The 21586-nt window shown below is 67.6% G+C and carries 21 protein-coding genes; 15 read left to right on the top strand and 6 right to left on the bottom strand.

Annotated features, from left to right (window positions below):
* Positions 1–110: 110 nt before the first annotated feature.
* Entirely contained in the window at positions 111–746 is a 636-nt protein-coding gene (locus AC5P6A_RS01485; protein WP_019659326.1) for a LysE/ArgO family amino acid transporter, read from the bottom strand.
* A 138-nt stretch (positions 747–884) separates the two neighbouring features.
* Here AC5P6A_RS01485 and AC5P6A_RS01490 point away from each other — a divergent pair, with 138 nt between their 5' ends.
* The 14 genes from AC5P6A_RS01490 (at position 885) to AC5P6A_RS01555 (ending at position 15980) form a co-directional block, all read left to right on the top strand.
* A complete protein-coding gene (locus AC5P6A_RS01490) occupies positions 885–1790 on the top strand; it encodes a LysR family transcriptional regulator ArgP (RefSeq protein ID WP_019659327.1) in 906 nt (301 codons plus the stop codon).
* 166 nt (positions 1791–1956) lie between these two features.
* Positions 1957–2541 (top strand): hypothetical protein, encoded by a 585-nt coding sequence (locus AC5P6A_RS01495; protein WP_021203099.1) that lies wholly within the window; start codon positions 1957–1959, stop codon positions 2539–2541.
* Positions 2542–2726: 185 nt separating this feature from the next.
* Positions 2727–3173 carry a GNAT family N-acetyltransferase gene (locus AC5P6A_RS01500; RefSeq protein WP_495222200.1) on the top strand — a complete coding sequence of 149 codons (447 nt, stop codon included), beginning with the start codon at positions 2727–2729 and terminating at the stop codon, positions 3171–3173.
* Positions 3174–3364: 191 nt separating this feature from the next.
* The gene (mqo, locus tag AC5P6A_RS01505; RefSeq protein WP_329841460.1) at positions 3365–5053 is read left to right on the top strand and encodes a malate dehydrogenase (quinone); all 1689 of its coding nucleotides are present in this window, start codon (positions 3365–3367) and stop codon (positions 5051–5053) included.
* Between the two features lie 323 nt (positions 5054–5376).
* Positions 5377–7569, top strand: coding sequence for a TonB-dependent siderophore receptor (locus tag AC5P6A_RS01510; RefSeq protein ID WP_329841458.1), 2193 nt, complete (start codon positions 5377–5379; stop codon positions 7567–7569).
* Between the two features lie 187 nt (positions 7570–7756).
* The gene (gene mdcA, locus AC5P6A_RS01515) at positions 7757–9400 is read left to right on the top strand and encodes a malonate decarboxylase subunit alpha (RefSeq protein ID WP_021203095.1); all 1644 of its coding nucleotides are present in this window, start codon (positions 7757–7759) and stop codon (positions 9398–9400) included.
* A 9-nt stretch (positions 9401–9409) separates the two neighbouring features.
* Positions 9410–9730: a malonate decarboxylase acyl carrier protein gene (gene mdcC, locus AC5P6A_RS01520; protein ID WP_021203094.1), complete on the top strand. Its 321-nt coding sequence runs from the start codon at positions 9410–9412 to the stop codon at positions 9728–9730.
* Positions 9727–10635, top strand: a complete 909-nt coding sequence (locus tag AC5P6A_RS01525; RefSeq protein ID WP_019659334.1) for a biotin-independent malonate decarboxylase subunit beta — start codon at positions 9727–9729, stop codon at positions 10633–10635. Before mdcC ends, AC5P6A_RS01525 begins: the two co-directional genes overlap by 4 nt.
* Complete coding sequence (gene mdcE, locus AC5P6A_RS01530; protein ID WP_021203092.1) at positions 10632–11342, top strand: biotin-independent malonate decarboxylase subunit gamma; 711 nt, start codon at positions 10632–10634, stop codon at positions 11340–11342. Before AC5P6A_RS01525 ends, mdcE begins: the two co-directional genes overlap by 4 nt.
* On the top strand, positions 11335–11976 hold the full coding sequence (gene mdcG, locus AC5P6A_RS01535; protein WP_329841456.1) for a malonate decarboxylase holo-[acyl-carrier-protein] synthase: 642 nt from the start codon (positions 11335–11337) through the stop codon (positions 11974–11976). The genes mdcE and mdcG overlap by 8 nt, the downstream gene beginning before the upstream one ends.
* Entirely contained in the window at positions 11973–12830 is an 858-nt protein-coding gene (gene mdcB / locus AC5P6A_RS01540) for a triphosphoribosyl-dephospho-CoA synthase MdcB (protein WP_171952336.1), read from the top strand. The genes mdcG and mdcB overlap by 4 nt, the downstream gene beginning before the upstream one ends.
* Positions 12827–13747, top strand: coding sequence for a malonate decarboxylase subunit epsilon (gene mdcH, locus AC5P6A_RS01545; RefSeq protein ID WP_171952337.1), 921 nt, complete (start codon positions 12827–12829; stop codon positions 13745–13747). Before mdcB ends, mdcH begins: the two co-directional genes overlap by 4 nt.
* 105 nt (positions 13748–13852) lie before the next feature.
* Positions 13853–15220, top strand: coding sequence for an SLC13 family permease (locus tag AC5P6A_RS01550; protein WP_227853931.1), 1368 nt, complete (start codon positions 13853–13855; stop codon positions 15218–15220).
* Positions 15221–15260: 40 nt separating this feature from the next.
* Complete coding sequence (locus AC5P6A_RS01555) at positions 15261–15980, top strand: GntR family transcriptional regulator (RefSeq protein WP_171952338.1); 720 nt, start codon at positions 15261–15263, stop codon at positions 15978–15980.
* Positions 15981–16050: 70 nt separating this feature from the next.
* Here AC5P6A_RS01555 and AC5P6A_RS01560 read toward each other — a convergent pair whose 3' ends face one another.
* Positions 16051–16383 (bottom strand): hypothetical protein, encoded by a 333-nt coding sequence (locus AC5P6A_RS01560; protein WP_329841455.1) that lies wholly within the window; start codon positions 16381–16383, stop codon positions 16051–16053.
* 151 nt (positions 16384–16534) lie between these two features.
* Here AC5P6A_RS01560 and AC5P6A_RS01565 point away from each other — a divergent pair, with 151 nt between their 5' ends.
* Complete coding sequence (locus tag AC5P6A_RS01565; protein ID WP_111101871.1) at positions 16535–17482, top strand: nucleoside hydrolase; 948 nt, start codon at positions 16535–16537, stop codon at positions 17480–17482.
* 4 nt (positions 17483–17486) lie between these two features.
* On the opposite strand, the gene AC5P6A_RS01570 is transcribed toward AC5P6A_RS01565, so the two are convergent.
* From AC5P6A_RS01570 to AC5P6A_RS01585, 4 genes are all read right to left on the bottom strand, one after another.
* A complete protein-coding gene (locus AC5P6A_RS01570; protein ID WP_111098253.1) occupies positions 17487–18746 on the bottom strand; it encodes an MFS transporter in 1260 nt (419 codons plus the stop codon).
* 184 nt (positions 18747–18930) lie between these two features.
* Positions 18931–20244 (bottom strand): sensor histidine kinase, encoded by a 1314-nt coding sequence (locus AC5P6A_RS01575; RefSeq protein ID WP_019659344.1) that lies wholly within the window; start codon positions 20242–20244, stop codon positions 18931–18933.
* Positions 20241–20981: a response regulator gene (locus AC5P6A_RS01580; protein WP_019659345.1), complete on the bottom strand. Its 741-nt coding sequence runs from the start codon at positions 20979–20981 to the stop codon at positions 20241–20243. The genes AC5P6A_RS01575 and AC5P6A_RS01580 overlap by 4 nt, the downstream gene beginning before the upstream one ends.
* Positions 20982–21038: 57 nt before the next feature.
* Positions 21039–21584, bottom strand: coding sequence for a redoxin family protein (locus tag AC5P6A_RS01585; RefSeq protein ID WP_111098251.1), 546 nt, complete (start codon positions 21582–21584; stop codon positions 21039–21041).
* Positions 21585–21586: the final 2 nt, after the last annotated feature.

The raw sequence follows: 21586 nt of genomic DNA on the forward strand, positions 1-21586 counted from the left end.
CGTTTGCCGCGCCACATCGGCAGAAAAAACGACGGCACCGTTGCCGGTGCCGTCGTTACCACTACCTTGGAGAGAGAGTCAGGACGTGGGTTCGGGGGGCATGCGCCGGGTCAGTGGACCCCGCGCACCGCCAACGTTAGGGCCAGGATGCTGAGGATCACGGCGATGGTGCCGTCAAGCACACGCCAGGTGCTGGGCTTGGTGAACAGCGGCGCCAGCAGGCGTGCGCCCAGTCCCTGCGCGGTCAGCCAAAGGCAGCTGGCGGTCACCACGCCGGCGGCGAAGGCCATGCGTGCGTTGCCGAAGTTCTCGGCGATCGAGCCGATCACCATCATGTCCAGCCAGAAGTGCGGGTTGATCAGCGAAAAGCCGACTGCGGCCATCAGCACCGCGCGGCGGCTGCCGTCATCGCTGTCAGCCTCACCCATGCCGCCGCCACCGGCGATCGCACGGCGTGCCGACTTCATCGCGTACCAGGCCAGGAATGCCACGCCGGTCCACAGCACGGCGCTGGTCAGCCACGGCAGCGCCGAGGTGAGCGTGCGCAGGCCGGCAACGCTGGCGAAAATGAAGATCGCATCGATGGCCGCACAGGTGGCAACCACCGGCACGATGTGCTTGCGCAGGATGCCCTGGCGCAGAATGAAGGCGCTCTGGGCGCCGACCACGGCGAACAGGCCGATGCCGGTAGCTGCACCAGAGAACCAGGCACCGAGGCCGGTGCTGGCGGAGATGACCGAGAACATGGGATTCACTGCCTTAACTTGCTTGGGGGGACGGTGCCTCGCGAAGGCGGACAGCACCGGAACGGGCGCCATTGTCGCGCCGCAACATGAAAAAGACGAGCTAAACTTCCTAAACCAACATTAGCGGAGCTTAATTCGATGCGTATCGATCATGCCCAGCTGCGCGCCCTGGCCGCGGTGATCCGCGAAGGCAGCTTCGACCGCGCCGCACAGTCGCTGAATGTCACGCCCTCGGCCATCTCGCAGCGGGTCAAGGCACTGGAGGACCGGATCGGCCGCCTGCTGGTCAAGCGCGGCACGCCTGCCACCGCCACCGCCGAGGGGCAGCTGCTCGTTCAGCTGGCCGAGCAGACCGCCCTGCTCGAACACGATGCGCTGCACCGGATGGGCCTGGCCGATGAGGATCTGCCCCAGGCCAGCATCCCGGTGGCGGTGAACCACGACAGCCTGGAAACCTGGTTTCCGCAGGCCGCCTACCAGTTCGCGCAGACCACCGGCACCACCCTGGACCTGCGTGTGGAAGACCAGGACCACACCGTGGAGCTGCTGCGACAGGGCACGGTGCTGGGCGCAGTGACCACGCTGGACGAGCCGGTGCAGGGCTGCCAGATCCATGCGCTGGGCAGCATCCGCTACGCAGCGACGTGCACCCCCGAATTTCGCGAACGCCACTTCGCCAAGGGCGTGACCGCGCAGGCGCTGGCACAGGCACCGGTGCTGGTATTCAACCGCAAGGACGACATGCAGTCGCGCTTCGCCCGGCGCATGGCCGGCGACGACCTGCCCAGCACTGCACCGACCTGGTGGATTCCGTCCACGCGCGCCTTCGTGCAGGCCAACCTCGGCGGACTGGGCTGGACCATGAACCCGCTGCCACTGGTCAAGCGGCACCTGGACGCCGGCCGCCTGGTCTACGTGCGCCAGCGCGCGTGGGAAGACGTGCCGCTGTACTGGCAGCACTGGAAGGGCGACGTGCAGACCATGGCCCTGCTGACCCGCGCGGTGCTGGATGCCTCCTCCGCGCTGATCCGGCGCAAGCGCTGAAAAGAGGACGGAGGGGATTAAGTCGTTCAAGACCCAAACGACATATCGGGCAAAGACGACTTAATCCCCTCCGTCCCTTTTTTCTCCGCTCTTCTGTGCGTGACCGGGGTCCGTTCCGGGGCGCCCGGTTGTGCCAGCATCGCAGCACCCGACACGGAGCGCCGCGATGCAGACCGATCCGCTGTTCCTGCACATCCGGGTGGTGATGGGCATCATCCTCGGCCTGTCGATCACCACCGTGCTCAAGGGCCTGGCGCAGATCATCGAGCATCCGCAGCGCCGCGGCTGCTCGGCCCTGCACCTGGGCTGGGTGGCGTGGACGCTGATATCGCTGGTGACCTTCTGGTGGTGGGAGTTCCGCCTCATCGAGGTGCACCGCTGGACGTTTGAAACCTACCTGTTCGTGATTGTGTACTGCGCGACCTGGTTCCTGCTGTGCGCGCTGCTGTTTCCCGACGACCTGCGTGAATACGGCAGCTACGGGAACTATCTCATGCAGCGCCGGCGCTGGATCTTCAGCGTGGTGGCTGCACTGACCCTGCTCGACCTGGTCGATACCGCCATCAAGGGCAGCAGCCGCTGGAAGCTGCTGGGAGCCGCGTACCCGTTGCATGCCGTGTTGATGCTGGCGGTGGCGGTGCTCGGCTGGCGACTGCGCAGCCAACGCACACAGCTGCGCCTGGTGCTGGCAACGCTGGCTTACCAGATCGGCTACTTCGCCGTGGAGTACTTCACCGTCGGCAGTGACTGACCGGGGTGCAAGCGCCTGCTGAAAGCCTTTCACTGCCACGCCGCCGGGCGACATCGGCATCAGCGGCACCGATCCCCCCTATCCCCTGCTGCTGCGGGGCCTCCATCCAATCTCCATCAACCCTACACATCGATTCCATGCGCCATGCAGATACTGAGCGGCCGATCACCGCAAGGATGCCCTGCATGCCTGTATTCGTCCGCGACGCCCGCCCCGAAGATGCCGCCGCCTGCATCGACCTGCGCGGGCGCACCCGCGAGAACGCCTTCAGCGCGGCCCAGCTTGCGGAACGGGGCATCACGGTGGACAGCTGGGCGGCCGGCATCGCCCAGGGCGATTCGATCGGCCGCATCGCCTGGGACGGCGAGCGCATGGCCGGCTACTGCTTCGCCGACCGTGACAGCGGCGACGTGCTGGTGCTGGCCCTGCTGCCGGACTACGAGGGCCGCGGCATTGGCCGCCAGCTGCTGCAGGACGTGGTCAGCCTGACCCGCGATGCCGGCCACCAGCGGCTGTTCCTGGCCTGCTCCGCCGACCCGCGTTCGCGCTCGCATGGCTTCTACCGCCGCCTGGGCTGGCGCCCGACCGGCAGGGTCGATGAGGCCGGCGACGAGATCCTTGAGCTGGTCTGATCCCACCGTTGCCGGGCGTCGCCTGCCGTCCATGTGACAGCGCCGCGAAACGTCGGATGCTGCGTTGCATCAAAAAAGGACCGGATCCGGTTAGAATCGCGGATGGATGCTGCAAGGCGTTGTTTCTTCACGCCCTTTCCCTGCCCCACGCGCATCCTGACCCCTTCCCCTCCGCCAACGATCCCGCCCCCATGAAGAAATTTGGCAAGGCTCTTCTCGCCCTGCTCGTGCTGCTGTTGCTGGCCGCCGCGCTGTTCCTGTACTGGCCGCTGACCCAGCGCTCGGTGCCCGCCGCCAGCAACGACAAGCCCGTCGATGTTGTGCTGGTCGGCGCCGGCATCATGAGCATCACCCTGGCCACCTACCTGCAGGAACTGCAGCCGGACTGGAACATCCAGGTCTACGAACGCCTCGACGGCGTCGCCGGTGAAAGCTCCGACGGCTGGAACAACGCCGGCACCGGCCATTCGGCCTTCGCCGAACTGAACTACACCCCGGAACTGCCCGATGGCAGCATCGAGACCAAGCGCGCGGTCGGCATCGCGGAATCGTTCGAGGTCTCGCGCCAGTTCTGGTCGCACCAGGTCAAGGAAGGCCGCCTCAGCCGGCCCAGCGACTTCATCAACCCGACGCCGCACATGAGCTTCGTCTGGGGCGATGACAACATCGCCTACCTGCACAAGCGCCAGCAGGCGCTGGTGAAGAACCCGCTGTTCTACGGCATGCAGTACTCTGAAGATCCGGCGCAGATCAAGCAGTGGGCCCCGCTGCTGATGGAAGGCCGCGACCCGAAGCAGAAGGTTGCCGCGACCTGGATGCCGCTCGGTACCGACGTCAACTTCGGTGTGATCACCCGCCAGCTGACCGCCGGCCTGCAGCGCAGCCCGAACTTCAGCCTGCACCTGAACCATGAAGTGACCGCGCTGCGGCAGAACGCCGACAAGAGCTGGAACGTCACGGTGAAGGATCTCAAGGCCGGCACCGAAACCACCACCCACACCCGCTTCGTCTTCATCGGTGCCGGTGGCGCCGCGCTGAAGCTGCTGCAGATGTCGGGCATTCCGGAATCGAAGGACTATGCCGGCTTCCCGGTCGGTGGCCAGTTCCTCGCCTTCCAGGGCCAGGACGTGACCTCGCGCCATGGCGTGAAAGCCTACGGCATGGCCGAGACCGGTTCGCCGCCGATGTCGGTGCCGCACCTGGATGCGCGCAAGCTGGACGGCAAGCCGGTGGTCCTGTTCGGGCCGTTTGCGCTGTACAGCACCAAGTTCCTCAAGCACGGCTCGTGGTGGGACCTGTATTCCTCGGTGACCCACAACAACGTTGGCCCGATGCTGGAAGTGGGCAAGGACAACCTGGACCTGGTGCAGTACCTGATGGGCCAGGCGCGCCTGAACGATGCCGACCGCCAGGCCGAGCTGGTCAAGTACTTCCCCAATGCCAAGCCGGGCGACTGGAAGCTGGTGACCGCCGGCCAGCGCGTGCAGATCATCAAGCGTGACCCGCTGAAGGGCCCGGTGCTGCAGTTCGGCACCGAGATCGTGACCGACAAGGACCACACCCTCGCCGCCCTGCTCGGCGCCTCGCCGGGTGCGTCGACCTCGCCGCCGATCATGCTGGACCTGATGGCCAAGGCCTTCCCGGAGCAGATGAAGGCCGGCTGGGAAACCCGCCTGCGCGAGATCGTGCCGTCGTACGGGCGCAAGCTCAACGACAGCCCGGCGCTGGTCAACGAGATCCGTACGCTGACCAGCCAGACCCTGCACCTGCCGTATCTGGAGGTGCCGGTGGATGCGAACGCGGCATCGCCCGCTGCGGCCCCTTGGCCTGCGCAGGCCAAGGAAAAGCGCAACGCCAATGAGGAACTGCAGGCGCTGTAAGCCCGCACGTTCCTTTCGATGCAGACGGACGGCCACCTTCGGGTGGCCGTTCGCTTTTGGGCGGCTCCCTGCTGTGGAGCCGAGCCCAAGCTCGGCTCCAGCAAAAAGCAGCCGAGCATGGGCTCGGCCCTACAGAATGCGATGCCTGGTGCCGGAAGCCGATGCACGATGACACGAATTGTAATGTTGTTAAGAATTATTTACATTTGCGCCCTGCGCAGTGACCGCGCCCTCCCCAGATGGACCTGATGTGCCCGAAGCCGCCGCCCCGGGTACTGGACGACTGTCGCCACCCTTCCCCGCTTCCAAGCCTCGAGCCCACCATGTCCTTGACCCTGCGTAACCGCCTGCCCCGCCGCGCGCTGCTGCCGGCTGCCCTGCTTTCGTCGTTGACCCTGCTGGCGGCGCCCAGCGCGTTTGCTGCCGCCGACGGCTCAGCCGATGCCAAGACCCTGGACCGGGTCAGCGTGCGAGCCGAGCAGTCCGCTCCGCCGGCCAGCACCACGCGCCTGCCGATCACCCTGCAGGAAACCCCGCAGTCGGCCACTGCGATCAGCCTGCAGCGCCTGCAGGACGAATCGCTGTTCAGCATCAATGACGTGATGCGCAACGTGACCGGCGTCAGCGTGTCCTTCTATGACACGCAGCGCCCGCTGTACTACGCGCGCGGCTTCGCCATCACCGACTTCCAGGTCGACGGCATCCCGACCTACAGCGGTTCGACCAACCAGGAATACGACACCGCCTTCTACGACCGCATCGAAGTGATCCGCGGTGCCAACGGCCTGCTCAGTGGTGCGGGTGTGCCGTCGGCCACGGTCAATCTGCTGCGCAAGCGTCCGGGCAGGGAATTCGATGCCTCGTTCGCGGTCAGCACGGGCAGCTGGGACTATCGCCGCATGGAAGCGGACGTGACCGCGCCGCTGACCGATGACGGCCGCTTCCGCAGCCGCGTGGTCGCCGCCTATACCGATCGTGGCCTGTACTACGACCGCTACGACGAGAACAAGATGGCCGGCATGGCGGTGCTTGAAGGCGATGTCAGCGACAGCACCACCCTCACCCTCGGCTACCAGACCCAGGACAACAACCCGACCGGTTCGACCTGGGGCACCGTGCCGTTCTTCGACAACCAGGGCAACTTCGCCCACCTGCCGCGTTCGACCAACCTGTCGCCGAAGTGGAGCTACTGGAAGCGCGAGAGCAACACCGCCTTCGCCAACCTGGAACAGCGTTTCGGCGACAACTGGCTGTTGAAGATCAACACGGCCTACACCCGCGGCAACGTGCAGAACGTGCGCCTGTACGGCACCGGTAACCCGGACCCGGTGACCGGATCGGGCATCTACCTGCGTGCCGCCGCCGGTGATTCGAAAGACACCCGCCGCAATGTCGATGCCTACCTGACCGGCAGCTTCCCGCTGTTCGGCCGCGACCACGACCTCACGGTCGGCGCCCAGTGGTCGGATCTGGAAGGGACCACGAACACCGTCGCGCTGAACTTCCCGGGCGACTGGGCCACCTGCGGGCGTGAGCGCTGCTACTACATCCCCAATGTGTACTCCTGGAACGGCGACATTTCCGAGGTGACCTACACCCGCACCGGCGCACGCCGTGTAGCGAAGACCACGCAGAGCGGCGTCTATCTGGCTACCCGCGTGCACCTGGCCGATCCGCTGTCGCTGATCGCCGGTGCACGCCTGAGCCGGTGGGAAACGCTCAGCCGCTCGTACAACGCTGCCGGCGCCTATACCGGCACCAGCGGTGCGTACAAGGTGAGCGATGAAGTCACTCCGTACGTGGGCCTGGTCTACGAGATCACCCCGAACGTGTCGGCCTATGCCAGCTACACCGAGATCTTCAATCCACAGAACTACAAGGACCGCAACGAGAACCTGCTGGCGCCGGTACAGGGCTCCAACCTGGAAGCGGGCATCAAGACGCAGTGGTTCGATGGCAGCCTGACCGCCAATGCGGCGGTGTTCGAGGCCAAGCAGGACAACTACGCGGTGCGCGACATGGGCGTGCCGGAGGGTTCGCTCAGCGATGGCACCTCGGCCTACATCGGCGTCAACGGCACCAAGGCGCGCGGCTGGGAGATGGACGTCAACGGCGAGATCCTGCCGGGCTGGACGGTCAATGCCGGCTACACCCACGTCAAGGTCACCCGCGCGGCCACTGACCTGCTGTACGCCAACCCGCCGAAGGATCTGTTGCAGCTCAACACCCAACTGCAGCTGCGCGGCGCGCTGGAACGCCTGAGCGTTGGCGGCGGCCTGCAGTGGCAGAGCAAGGTGCAGGGCTACAACATCGCCTACCCGCTGGGCGGCACGGTCACGGTGAACCAGCCGGCCTACATGCTGGTGCAGTTCAACGCCAACTACCGCATCAGCGACAGCTGGACCGCAACGCTGAGCGTGCGCAACGCACTGGACAAGACCTACTGGGCCAACCTGGACTACAACAACTACGGCGAGCCGCGCTTCGTGTCGGCCAGCCTGCGCTGGAAGTTCTGAGCAACCCGCGACCCGGTGGGTGCCTGGTGGGTGCCGACCGTTGGTCGGCACGCCCTCCGCCACGACCCACCATCGTGGCCTACCTGAATGGGCCCGCCTCCGCGCGGGCCTTTTTTGCTGCACTGCGGGTTGCACTCCGCTCCGTAATTATGTCGTAATTATTCCAACGCCAGTCGGAAGCCCGTCGATGAACCCGAGTTGGGATACGTTGGAGCGCAGCCGCCAGGCGCGTCTGGAGCGGGCCGCGCCGTGGGCGCGCGGCCACCAGGTCGCCGCCGGGGACGTGGGTGAACTGCTGCACGCGCTGCTGGAGCCCGGCGACAAGGTCTGCCTGGAAGGCAACAACCAGAAGCAGGCCGACTTCCTGGCACAGGTGCTGGCCGGCCTCGATCCGGCACGGGTGCACGACCTGCACATGGTGCAGTCGGTGCTGTCACTGCCCTCGCATCTGGATGTGTTCGAGCGCGGCATCGCCTCCCGGCTCGACTTCTCCTTCTCCGGCCCCCAGTCGGTGCGGCTGGCCAACCTGGTCGCCGAGGGCCGCATCCAGATCGGTGCCATCCACACCTACCTGGAACTGTTCGGCCGCTACTTCATCGACCTGACCCCACGGGTGGCGCTGGTCACCGCGCAGGCCGCCGACCGCCACGGCAACCTCTACACTGGCCCGAACACCGAAGACACGCCGGTGATCGTCGAAGCCACTGCGTTCCGGGGCGGGATCGTCATCGCCCAGGTCAACGAGATCGTCGACAGCCTCCCCCGCGTCGATATTCCTGCGGACTGGGTCAACTTCGTGGTGCAGGCGCCGAAGCCGAACCATATCGAGCCGCTCTTCACCCGCGACCCGGCGCAGATTTCCGAGATCCAGGTGCTGATGGCAATGATGGCCATCAAGGGCATCTACGCCGCGTACGGCGTGAATCGTTTGAATCACGGCATCGGCTTCGATACCGCCGCCATCGAACTGCTGCTCCCCACCTATGCCGAATCGCTCGGGCTGAAGGGAAAGATCTGCCAGCACTGGGCACTGAACCCGCACCCGGCACTGATTCCGGCGATCGAATCGGGCTTCGTAAAGTCGGTGCATTCGTTCGGTTCGGAACTGGGCATGGAGAAATACATTGCCGCGCGCGGCGATGTGTTTTTCACCGGAGCCGACGGCTCGATGCGTTCCAACCGCGCGTTCTCGCAGACCGCAGGCCTGTATGCCTGCGACATGTTCATCGGTTCCACCCTGCAGATCGACCTGCAGGGCAACAGTTCCACTGCCACCCGCGACCGCATCGCCGGCTTCGGTGGCGCACCGAACATGGGCTCGGACGCACGTGGCCGCCGCCACGCCAGCGAGGCCTGGATCAAGGCCGGCCAGCAGGCCGCACGCCCGGGCGAGATGCCACGCGGGCGCAAGCTGGTGGTGCAGATGGTGGAAACCTTCCGCGAGCACATGGCCCCGGCCTTCGTCGAGCGCCTCGATGCCTGGGACCTGGCCGAGCGCGCACAGATGCCTTTGCCGCCGGTGATGATCTACGGCGATGACGTCAGCCATGTGCTGACCGAGGAAGGCATCGCCAACCTGCTGCTGTGCCGCACGCCGGAGGAACGCGAACAGGCGATCCGCGGCGTATCCGGCTACACCGCCGTCGGTCTTGGCCGCGACCGCGCGATGGTGGAGAACCTGCGCGACCGTGGCGTGATCCGTCGCCCGGACGACCTGGGTATTTCGCCGCGCGACGCCAGCCGCGATCTGCTGGCCGCACGCTCGGTGAAGGACCTGGTGCGCTGGTCCGGTGGCCTCTACGACCCGCCCAAGCGCTTCCGCAACTGGTAAGGACAGAGCATGGAAACCCTCGACTATCGATTTGACGGCCGCACCGCCGTGCAGTTCCCGCGCGATGCGGTGCTGGTGGGCGTGCTGGCGTCGGGCAACCTGGAAATCCTGCTGGAACCGGTGGCGCAGCAGGGCGCGATGACGGTGCGCGTCATCACCGCCGCGCAGGGCTTCGGCAGCATCTGGCAGGCGGTGATCAATGACTTCGCAAAGCGTCATCCGCTGCGCGATGTGCGCGTCTCGATCAACGACGCCGGTGCGACCCCGGCCGTGGTCAGCCTGCGCCTCGACCAGGCCGTCGAAACCCTGCTGGCCGGAGGCACGCCATGAGCCACGTACAGCGCCACAGCTACTACGAAGCCGATGCGCGCGAACGCATCGCCGGGCTGGTTGACGCCGGCTCGTTCCGCGAGTTCCTTGGCCCGGCGCGGCGGATGATGAGCCCGCACCTGGCCCAGCTGGACCAGCCGGCCGCGTTCGACGATGGCATCGTCGTCGGCGAGGCCACGCTGCGCGGCAAGCACGTACTGCTGGCCGCGCAGCAGGGGCAGTTCATGGGCGGTGGCGTGGGCGAAGTGCATGGCGCCAAGCTGACCGGACTGCTGCGCCGTGCGGCGCACACCCGCCCTGACGGCGTGCTGCTGCTGCTCGATACCGGCGGCGTGCGGCTTCACGAAGCCAATGCGGGCCTGATTGCGATCTCCGAAATCATGCGCGCCACCCTGGACGCGCGTGCAGCGGGCGTGCCGGTCATCGCGCTGATCGGCAGCGGCAACGGTGCGTTCGGCGGCATGGGCATCGTCGCCCGCTGCTGCACCACGGTGATCATGTCCGAGGAAGGCCGGCTGTCGTTGTCCGGACCGGAAGTGATCGAGACGGTACGCGGCGTCGAAGAGTTCGACTCGCGCGACCGTGCACTGGTCTGGCGCGTGACCGGCGGCAAGCACCGCTATCTGATCGACCAGGCACAGGTGCTGGTACCCGACGCCATCGAAGCCTTCGCGCAGGCCGCAAGCAATGCGCTGCAACCCGATGCCACCAGCACGGATACCGATGCTGCGCTGGCCGCGCTGCAGGAACGCCATGCGGCGTTGAAAGCCCGAATGCAGGCCTGGGGCGACTGCCGCGATGGGCTGGAAATCTGGGCCCGCCAAGGCATCGCCGAACCCGAACGACTGCCGTTGCTGGACACCGACGCCTTCCTTGCCGCCACCGCCGCCCGGAGGCTGCCATGAGCGCACCGCTGCAGTCTCTGCTCGATGCCCTGTTCCCGCGTGGCCATCGTATCGACATCCAGGATTCGGTGCTGACCGGTACGGCCACCACCGACGATGGCGAGGTGACCGTGATCGGCACCACCGATCGCATCGAGGTTGGCGTCGACCATGCATTGGCGCTGGCCGGGACCGTGCTTGCCAGCACCGCCGCACACCCGCAGCGGTCGATCGTGATGCTGGCGGACACTGCCGGCCAGCGCCTGGCGCGCCGCGATGAGCTGCTGGGCATCAACGGCTACTTCGCGCATCTCGCGCAGGCTCTCGATCTGGCCCGCCGCCGTGGCGCGCGTCTGGTCACCCTGGTCTACGGCGAATCGGTGAGCGGCGGATTCCTGTCCTTCGGCCTGATGGCCGACCACATCCATGCCCTGCCCGATGCACAGGTACGGGTGATGGACCTGCGCGCGATGGCCCGGGTAACCAAGCAACCGCTGGAGAAGCTGCAGGCACTCAGCCAGAGCTCGCCGGTGTTCGCGCCGGGCGTGGCCAACTACGTGGCGATGGGTGCGGTGGAATCGCTGTGGGATGGCGATCTTGCCCAGCACCTGCTGCGGGCCCTGCGCACACCCAGCGACGGCGATGCACGCGCGGCGCTGGCTGCACAGCGCGGCGGTCGTGCACTGGCGGCGGATGTTGCAGATGCGGTGGCCCGCAGCGATGCCTGATCAGCCCGCACGCCACATGCTGGTCTGGCTGTCGGCCCACGCCGACTGGCGGGCCGACGTGGCTGCGCAGGAACCGCGCCTGGCAGCGTGGTTCGCGCAGGGTCTGCCGGCCATGGTGGCGCGCCGCGCCGCGGATGACCCCGACCCGCGCCTGCGCTTGGGCGTGCCGCTGCCACCGGGCGAAGGCAAGCTGCGCCTTGCGCTGCGCGTGCCGCAGCAGGATGTGCAGCGCCTGCAATTGCCGCCCGCACTGGACGCGGTACTCACCCGGGGCGTGCCAACCGACTGGCAGCGGGCCCTGCACGCACTGGCGAGCGTTGCACCGGCACGCGTGTTCGGCGCCTTCGCCTGGCAGCACCTCAGCGGCCTGCCCTATGTGCACGCATGCTCGGACATCGACCTGCTGTGGCAGGTTGAGAGCCTTACGCAGGCCGATGCGCTTGCCGCACGCCTGAACGCCTGGGAGCACGCGCATGCCCGCCGGGTCGATGGTGAACTGTGCCTGCCTGATGGCGGCGCGGTGAACTGGCGCGAGTTTGCCGGTGACAGCCGCCAGGTGCTGGTGAAGCGCCTGGCGGGTGCTGCACTGGACGTCCGCGAGCGCCTGTTCGAGACTGCCGGAGCGGCGGCGTGAGCGCGGTCTTCCAGTCCCGGCTGCAGGATGCAAACGCGATCGACAGCGCGCGTCTGGGCCGCTTGGCCATCACCAGCCTGCATGCCGAACTGGCCTGCGCGCCCAAGCCAGGGCTGGTCACCCCCTTCGATACCGGCAGCCATGACGACATGGACGCCGGTACGTTCCTGCGCAGCCTGTTCTCGCTGCGCCACTTCTTCACCGCGATTGCCGACGCCGGTGCCGCTGACGCGCCGTTCGCCATCCTGCGCGCGCACGGTATCGCCGCCGAGCACGCGATGCTGCGCGCCACTGGCGGTATCAATACCCACCGCGGCGCCATCTTCAGCCTGGGCCTGCTGGTCGCCGCTGCCGCACGCTGCCGCCGCCAGCAGGGCCACGCCGCGCCGGCCGCGCAGGTCTGTCTGGCCGTGCAGCACTGGGCTGATGCGTTCGCCACGGCACCGCTGGATGCCTCCAGCCCCGGCCAGCGCGCGCGCGTGCGCCACGGCGTACCGGGCGTGCGCGAACAGGCCGCCGCCGGTTACCCCGTGTTGCGCGACTTGGCCGTACCGACCCTGCGCCACGCCCTGCACACCGGCCTGCCGCGTGACGCGGCGATGTGCCAGACCTTGATGCAGTTGGTCGCGCACGTGGACGATCTCAACCTTCTGCACCGTGGTGGCGCCGACGGCCTGGCCTGGGCGCAGCAGGAGGCGCGCCGCTTCATCGAAGCGGGCGGTGCCTTCGCACCCGGCTGGCAGTTACGCCTGCACCGCGTGGGTGAGGGCTTCATCGCGCGCCGCCTGAGTCCCGGTGGCAGCGCCGACCTGCTGGCCTGCAGCTGGTTCCTGCTGCTGCAGGAGGGCGCATGAGCCTTGCCCTGCTCTGCCCCGGGCAAGGTGCGCAGCATGCGGCGATGTTCGACCGCGTGCGCGATCTGCAGGCCGCGCGCCACGTACTGGAGACCGCCAGCGCAGTGCTTGGACGCGATGTGTTCGCGGCGGCCGCTGACGAATCGCGCTTCGGCAATGCACTCGCGCAGCCCCTGCTGTGTGCAGCCAGCCTCGCGCACTGGCAGGGACTTCGCGAAGCAGTGCCAGCACCGGTGCTGGTGGCCGGCTACAGCATCGGTGAACTGGCGGCGCATGTGGTTGCCGGCAGCGTTGATGCGAGCACCTGCCTGAGCCTGGCCGCGCAGCGCGCGCGGCTGATGGATGCCGCCAGCCCTGCCGATGCAGGCATGCAGGCCGTGCTGGGGCTGGAGCGCCATACCCTGCAGCCGCTGTGTGATGCACACGGCGCACATGTGGCCATCGCCAACGGCCGCGATCACTTCATCGTCGGCGGCACGCAGACCGCTCTGCAGGCGCTGGCCGATGACGCTCGCGCGCAGGGTGCGGAGATCCGCCCGCTGCCGGTGCATGTGCCCGCGCATACGCCGCTGCTCCGCTCTGCTGTCGCACCGTTCGCCGCCGCACTCGATGCCTCGGCGCTGCAGGGCCCACGCCTGCCGCTGCTGGCCGGCATCGATGCGCGTCCGGTGCGGGATCGCGCAACGGCGGTCCACACGCTGTCGTTGCAACTGGCGCAGACCATCGAGTGGGCGCAGGTGATGCGCCAGGCCTTCGAGCGCGGCGCGCGGGTTTTCCTGCAGCTGGGCCCGGGCAACGCGCTGGCGCGCATGGTCGCACCGGCCTATCCGTGCTGCGAAGTGCGCGCGGTGGAAGAGTTCCAGAGCCTGGAAGGCGCCGCGGCGTGGGTCCGCAGTGCGCTGGAGCGGCTGCAGTAACGGGTTCGAGCAGTACGTATCACGCATCACGCAGTACGTCGCCGTACCCCGGGGATGGCGGGTCTCCATCCGCGCTGTACGTGAGTCACGTGTCTGGGAGGGCGCATGAGTCCACAAATCGCAACGATCATCGGTCTGGTGATCATGTTCATCGTCGCCACGGCGATGCCGATCAACATGGGCGCGGTCGCCTTCGCGTTGGCCTTCATCATCGGTGGGCTGTGGGTCGACATGGGCGGCAAGGAGGTCCTGGCCGGCTTTCCCGGCGATCTGTTCCTGACCCTGGTCGGCATCACCTACCTGTTCGCCATCGCGCAGAAGAACGGCACCATCGACCTGCTGGTGCACTGGGCTGTGAAAGCCGTGCGCGGCCATATCGTGGCCATTCCGTGGGTGATGTTCGTGATCACCGCGGTGCTCACCGCGTTCGGTGCGCTGGGCCCGGCGGCGGTCGCGATCATCGGCCCGGTCGCGCTGCGCTTTGCCAAGCAGTACAACATCAACCCACTGATGATGGGCCTGCTGGTCATCCATGGCGCACAGGCGGGCGGCTTCTCGCCGATCAGCGTGTACGGCAGCATCACCAATGGCGTGGTGCAGAAAGCCGGGCTGGACGTGACTGAAATGGCGGTGTTCCTGACCAGTCTCGGCTTCAACTTCATGATGGCCACGATCTGCTTCTTCGCCTTCGGCGGCATCGCCCTGCTGCGGCGTGGTTCGGTCACCGCGGCCGGAATGATCGGCAATGCTGAACTGGCAATGGCCGGTGGCCCGCAGGCATCCTCACGCCAGTTCGCCATCGAAGGCCACGGCGCGCTGGTAGCCGCTGGCGGGGGCACCCTGTCCAATGATCCCGCCGCTCTGGATGCGGTGAACCTGACCCGCGAGCGGCTGTTCACTCTGATCGGCCTGCTGGGCCTGGGTGTTGCTGCGCTGATCTACAACCTCAACGTCGGTCTGGTCTCGATCACCGTGGCGGTGGCGCTGGCGCTGCTGTCGCCGCAGAGCCAGAAGGGCGCGGTCGATGGCATCAGCTGGTCCACCGTGCTGCTGATCTGTGGCGTGGTGACCTACATCGGCGTGCTGGAACATGCCGGCGCGGTGGATTTCATCGGCAACGGCGTGTCCAACATCGGCATCCCGCTGCTCGGTGCGCTGCTGGTCTGCTACGTGGGTGGCATCGTCTCCGCGTTCGCCTCGTCGGCCGCAGTGCTGGGCGCGACCATTCCGCTGGCGGTGCCGTTCCTGATGCAGGGCCATCTCGGCGCGGCCGGCGTGATCTGCGCGCTGGCGGTGTCGTCCACCATCGTCGATGTCAGCCCGTTCTCGACCAATGGCGCGCTGGTCGTCGCCTCGGCCGCCAAGGAAGAACGGGAGACCCTGTTCCGCCGCTTCCTGGTCTACAGCGGTCTGGTGGTGGCGCTGGGGCCGCTGCTGGCGTGGTTGGTGTTCGTGGTGCCCGGCTGGATGTAACCACCCAGCGGCCGGCACTACCTGGCGGTACACTTCCACCATGGTCATCGCCCCTGCTCCACGGTCCCCGAAGAAGCGCGCGCCTCTGTACGAAGAGGTGGCCGAACACGTGCGCGAGCGCATCTATGACTACCGGTTGCCGCCGGGCGGGTGGATCGACGAGCCCGCGCTGTGCGAAGAACTGGGCATCAGCCGTACGCCCCTGCGCGAGGCGCTGAAGCTGCTGGCCGCCGAAGGCCTGGTGCAGATCGATGCCGGTCGTGGCAGCCGGGTCACCCGGCTGACGCTGGAAGACCTCAACCAGCTGTTCCCGGTGATGGCCATGCTGGAAGGCCGTTGCGCACACGAGGCGGTCAGGCACATCGACGATGCCGGCGTGCAACAACTGGAGGCCCTGCATGCAGCGATGGAAGCGGCGGCGGCCGAGGGCAACATCGCCGAGTACTACCGCAACAACTACCTGATCCACGAAACCGTGCAGCATTACGCCGGCAACCCGTGGCTGATCCGCATCACCCACGACCTGCACCGCATCCTGAAGATGCATCGCGGCCGCCAGCTGCTGACCCCGGGGCGCACCGCGCAATCGCTGGCCGAACACCGCGAGCTGATGGAGTGCTTCCGCCGCCGCGATGCGCAGGCTGCCGAACGCACCATGGAGCGCCATCTGCTCAGCCAGGGCCAGGCATTGGCCGCCTATGTGGCAGCGGGCGGGCTGTTGAACGTGCCGGCGCCCTTGCCGACCGAAGGCGGCGGTTGAGCGGATGAGTTGCCGGCCAGCGGCCGGCACTACCAGGACGTGACCTTGGCCGGCGTCCCGGAACATCTCGTCAATCGCCACCACCGCAGCTGCCACCGTCACCGCTGCCACCGTCGCTGCTGCAGTCGAAGCTGCTGTGGCTGTGATGGCTGTAGCTGTCGCCGGAATGGCCGCCCGGATGATCGTAGCCACTGCCGGGACTGTTGTCGCCCCGGATCCCGGAGCCGTCGGCCGTGGCCACCGCCAGGCACACGATGGCCCCGACCAGGGGAAGCAGCCAGACCATCAGCAGCTGCACCGTCCGGCCGCCCGTCGACAGGCCATCACGCTTGGCGATCACCACGGTAGCCACGGCGTTCAGGCCCAGCACCAGCAGGACCAGCAGAAGGGCGGCGATCAGCATTCGGCGACTCCGTGCTCGGATTGGGGGCATTATGGCCTGCTGCCCCGGCAATGGCCCTGCCTGTCATGAAGATGGGACAATGTGGGGCGCGCCGGCCTGCTTCCAGGCCGCCGGCGCCCCTCGCACCACACGGAAGAAGAAGAACAAGAACATGCTGAAAGTCATTTTCGATACCGACCCGGGCGTCGACGACGCCTTGGCCCTGCTGTACCTGCACAAGCACGCCCAGATCGATCTGATCGGCGTCACCACCACCTTCGGCAATGCCTCGGTGGACTCAACCACGCACAACGCGCTGTACCTGAAGCAGGCCTGGGGCTTTGCCGCCCCGGTCGCGCGCGGCGCCGGTGGCCCGCTGCAGCCGGAAGCCACCCCGGAAGCCTGGCCGGTCCACATCCATGGCCACAACGGACTGGGCAACTACCCGGTGCCGGCCGAACTGGACGTGGCCGCCGACACCCGCCCCGCCCACCAGCTGATCATCGACCTGGTCCGCGCCCATCCGGGCGAAGTGACCCTGGTCGCGGTCGGCCGCATGACCAACCTCGCGCTGGCCCTGCAGCAGGCGCCGGATATCGCCGGCCTGGTACGCGGCGTGGTGATCATGGGTGGCGCCTTCCACGTCAACGGCAACATCACCCCGGCTGCGGAGGCCAATATCTGGGGCGATGCCGAAGCGGCCGACGTGGTGTTCACCGCCAGCTGGCCGGTGACCGCCATCGGCCTGGACGTCACCACCCGCGTGGAAATGGACCGTGACGGCCTGGACACGCTGGCCGCCATCGGCGGTGCCGACGCCGAGCTGGTCCGTGCGCTGTCGCAGGATTACGTGGACTTCTACCTGCAGGCCGGCCACAAGGGCATGGTCGTGCATGACTGCTGCGCGTGCATCGCGCTGACCCGCCCGGAACTGTTCCAGTTCGAGCGCGCCAGCGTGCGCGTGGCCACCGACGGCGTCGCCCGCGGCATGACCATTCCCAAGCCGGAAGGCCTGGCCTTCGGCCCCAGCGTGTGGGACGGCCACGTGGTGCAGTCGATCGCCATCGGTGTGGATGCGGCCGCGGTACTGGCCGACATCGAGCAGACCCTGAAGGTCTGACCGGCTAGCGTCTGGCCCTGCCCGGGACCGTCTCGGGCAGGGTCCACAGCACCGGCAGCACCAGCACCGCCACCAGCGCGATCATCGCGCCCGGCGCCGCCGCCCAGCCGCTGCGCTCCACCCACCATTGCGCCAGCCACGGCGTTGCGCCACCGAAGAATGCAGTGGCCATGGTTACCCCCAGTGCCAGCCCGCTGACCCTGCCTTCGCCGGGGAACTGCTCGGCCGTGGCCGGCGCCGCCACCGCGCTGATGCCACCGGCCACGCAGGCCAGCACTACCGCCGCCAGCGCGATGCCCAGTGCGGTCGCCTGCGCCATCCACGCGAACAGGGACAGCGGCAGCAGCGCTGCCAGCACGGTCAAACCCAACAGCATCGGCCGCCGTCCGAAGCGGTCGGACAACGCGCCGCACAGCGGCGTGATCGCAATGACCGCCACCGCCGCGATCGTCGACAACCACAGCGCATCGCCTTCATCATGCCCCCGTGCGTGCAGGAACGCCGGTACATAGGTGATGCCCACGTAGTAGGTGATCGAGCCCAAGGCGGAGATCGCAAAGGTGCGCGCCACCGCCAGCGGGTGGTGGCGCAGCACGTGCCGAAGTGGCGTGGCCGGGATGCTGCCCTCGCGCCGCTGGCGCTCGAACTCCGGCGACTCGTGCATGCCCGAACGCGCAACCAGGATCACCAGCGCGAGCGCAGCCCCAACGAAGAACGGAATCCGCCAGCCCCAGCTGTCCAGCTGCGGTGTGGGCAGCAGCGCGACGGTAAGTGCAGAGATCGCTACCGCCAGCAGGGCGCCCACTTCGCTGGCGGCCGAGGCCAGCGAGGTCACCAGGCCACGTCGTCGCGCCGGTGCGCTTTCCAGCAGGTACGCCACCACCCCGGTGTACTCACCGCCCACCGAAAACGCCATCACGCAGCGCAGGATCAGCAGCAGCACGCCAGCCGTCGTACCGGCCGTGGCCGCTGTCGGCAGCAGTGCAGTGGCCAGCATCGCCGCTGCCATCAACGCCATCGAAGCCAGCAGCATCCAGCGCCGGCCCAGGCGGTCGCCCAGGTGGCCGAAGCACAGCGCGCCCAGCGGACGCATCAGGTAGGACACCGCGAAGCCAGCCAAGGTCACCAGCAACGCCTGCTCGCCACCGCCGAAGAACACCCGCGACAGCACCGTGGCGAAGTACAGGTACAGGGTGAAGTCGTACCACTCCACCACCGTGGACAGGCCCGCCACCCACATCGAGCGCTGCCGCGCCGCAGTCATTGCGTGTTCGCCTTCAACAGCCTCGGTCCCGGTTGGGCAGGTTCCGCGCAGCGTGGCATGGACGGGGTGAAATGCCGGTCATCGGCTGTCGACTGCGTGCATGCACTGGGTTTCATGACCGGTGAAGCGCTCACCGCCAAGGCCGAAGCAGAAGCATCCTTGCTGGAACACAAGGCCGGGCAACTCAGCCCGGCAGCTGCAGTTCCGCCCGCAGCCCGCCACCCTCGCGGTTGTGCAACCTCAGCGAACCACCCAGCGACTGCGCCAGCTGCACCGCGATGGCCAGTCCCAGACCGGTCCCTCCGGTATCGCGGTTGCGCGAGCTCTCCAGCCGGTGGAACGGTGCCAGCACTGCCTGCAGCTGGTCCTCGGGAATGCCGGGGCCACGGTCGGAAATGCTGATCCACACCCTTCCGGCCGTATCGCGGCCCGCCTCGATCTCGGCGGCGCCGGCGTAGCGCAATGCGTTGTCGACCAGATTGCCGACCACGCGGCGCAGCGGCTGCGGCCAGGTCTGCACGACTAGTCCAGCGGGCGCACCGCCAGTGACCGGCTTGCCCATGTCCTCGTAGTCGCCGACCACACTGGCGAGGAACGCGCCCAGGTCCATCGACACCGGCGCGCCAGCGGCAACGTGGCTGCTGCGCGCATAGGCCACGCCCTCACGCACCAGCTGCCCAAGGTGATCGAGGTCGGCCAGCAGGCGCTGCTGGGTGCTGTCTTCAGGCAGGGTCTCCACCCGAAGCTTCATGCGCGTGATGGGGGTCTGCAGGTCATGCGAGATCGCGGCCAGGATCTGCAGGCGTTCACTGACATGGCCACGAATGCGTGCCTGCAGGGCATTGAGTGCGGCTGCTGCGCCGCCTACTTCCGCAGGGCCATCTTCAGGCAGTGCAGGCCCGTCCTTGCCCGGCTGCAGATGCTCCACCGCATGCGACAACTGCTGCAGCGGGCGCATGGCCAGACGCACCGCCAGCCACGCGCACACCAGCAGCAGCGCCAGCTGCAGCAGCAGCACGGCGGGCAGCCAACGTGCCAGCGGCAGGCCCGACGGGGTGACTTCAATGGTCAAGGGTGTGCCGTCGTGCAGGCGCAGTTCCACCTCGAACCGCTCCGGCAGGCGAGCCACCTGGCGCGCCTGCAACGGATAGCGGTGCTGCAGGCTGTCGTCGATGATCGCCGTGACCTGGCGTGCACGATCGGTCTGCAGCCCTGGTCCGGCCGCGGCCGGGCGCAGCAGATAGCGGTAGGTGCGCCGCTCCAGCCGCGGCACCCAGGCCTCACGCTGCTCCGCAGGCAAATGTTCCAGCAGCGCGACGCTCACTGCCACATCCTCGTCGAGGTTGCGCAGCATCATGCTGCGGGTGGACTGGTAGCGTTCGAAGAACAGCAGGCCGAAGGACAGTGCGTGGGCCAGGGACAGTCCGCCCAGCAGCACCAGCAGCAGACGCGCCGACAGCGTGCGTGGCCAGCGTGGACGACGTGCGGCGGTGTTCATTCGTCCGGCCCCAGCAATTGCACCGGCAGGCTGAACACATACCCTTCGCTGCGCACGGTCTTGATGTAGGTCGGCTCGCGCGCGTCATCACCCAGGCGCTGGCGCACGCGGCTGACCAGCAGGTCGATCGAGCGATCAAACAGTTCGGCATCACGGCCCTGGGTGAGGCTGAGCAGCTGGTCGCGGCTGAGCACCCGATTGGCGTGATCGAGGAACACGCGCAACAGGCGGAACTCGGCGCCGCTGAGCGGATACGCGGTGCCCTGTGCATCCAGCAGGTGGCGGGCGGTGGTATCCAGGCGCCACTCGCCGAAGGCCAACTGGCGGCCGGCTTCGCTTACCTGCAGGTTCGGCGGCAGCATCTGCGTGCGACGGATCACCGCATTGATGCGTGCCAGCAGCTCGCGCGAAGAAAAGGGCTTGGTCACGTAGTCGTCGGCGCCCATTTCAAGGCCGATGATGCGGTCGGTCTCGTCGTCGCGCGCGGTCAGCAGCACCACCGGTACCGCCCGATGCTTGCCGGCGCGCAGGTTGCGGCACAGGCTCAGCCCGTCCTCGCCCGGCATCATCACGTCCAGCACCACCAGATCCACGGCATGGGTATCCATCAGCGCCCGCATGGCCCGGCCACCGTCGGCCTGGCTCACGCGCAGGCCGTTGCGCTGGAGGTAGTCGGCCAGCATCTGGCGGATCTCGCTGTCATCGTCGACGACCAGGATGTGCGGTACATGGTTCATTGCGTTCTCGATGAAGACGGAGGTCAGGGCCGCGCTGCGCGGCCATGGTAGCGCGGCTCAGGGGCTGGCCAGCAGGCGCTGGATCTCGCTTTCGGTACGTGCGTAGTCGCCCTCGCCGTAATGGCGGTAGACCACCCGCCCCTGCCGGTCGAGCAGGTACAGTGCGGGCCAGAAGCGGTTGCGCCAGGCGTTCCAGATCCGGTATTGGTTGTCCTGCACCACCGGCCAGGTGATGTCCAACCGTGCGATGGCCTTGCGCACGTTGCCGGGCAGCCCTTCATGGGCAAACTCCGGCGTATGCACGCCGACCACCCTCAGACCCTGCGGCGCGTAGCGTGCATGCCACCGGTGAACATACGGCGCCACGTTGAGGCAGTTGCTGCAGGTGTAGGTCCAGAACTCGACCAGCACCACCTGTCCCCGCAACTGCTTCAGTGCGAGCGGTGGGCTGTTGTGCCAGGGCCCGCCACCGTCGAACCCGGCGGCGGGAACGGCCTGTGCCGGCTGCGCGTCGGCCTCCGGGCTGCGCCAGGCCATCAGTAGCGCAGCCCCACCCAGCAGGCTCAGCAGCAACGGCAGCGCACACACACGCAGGGCGGCCATCG

This window comes from Stenotrophomonas sp. YJH_SMC_20 (assembly GCF_059367845.1).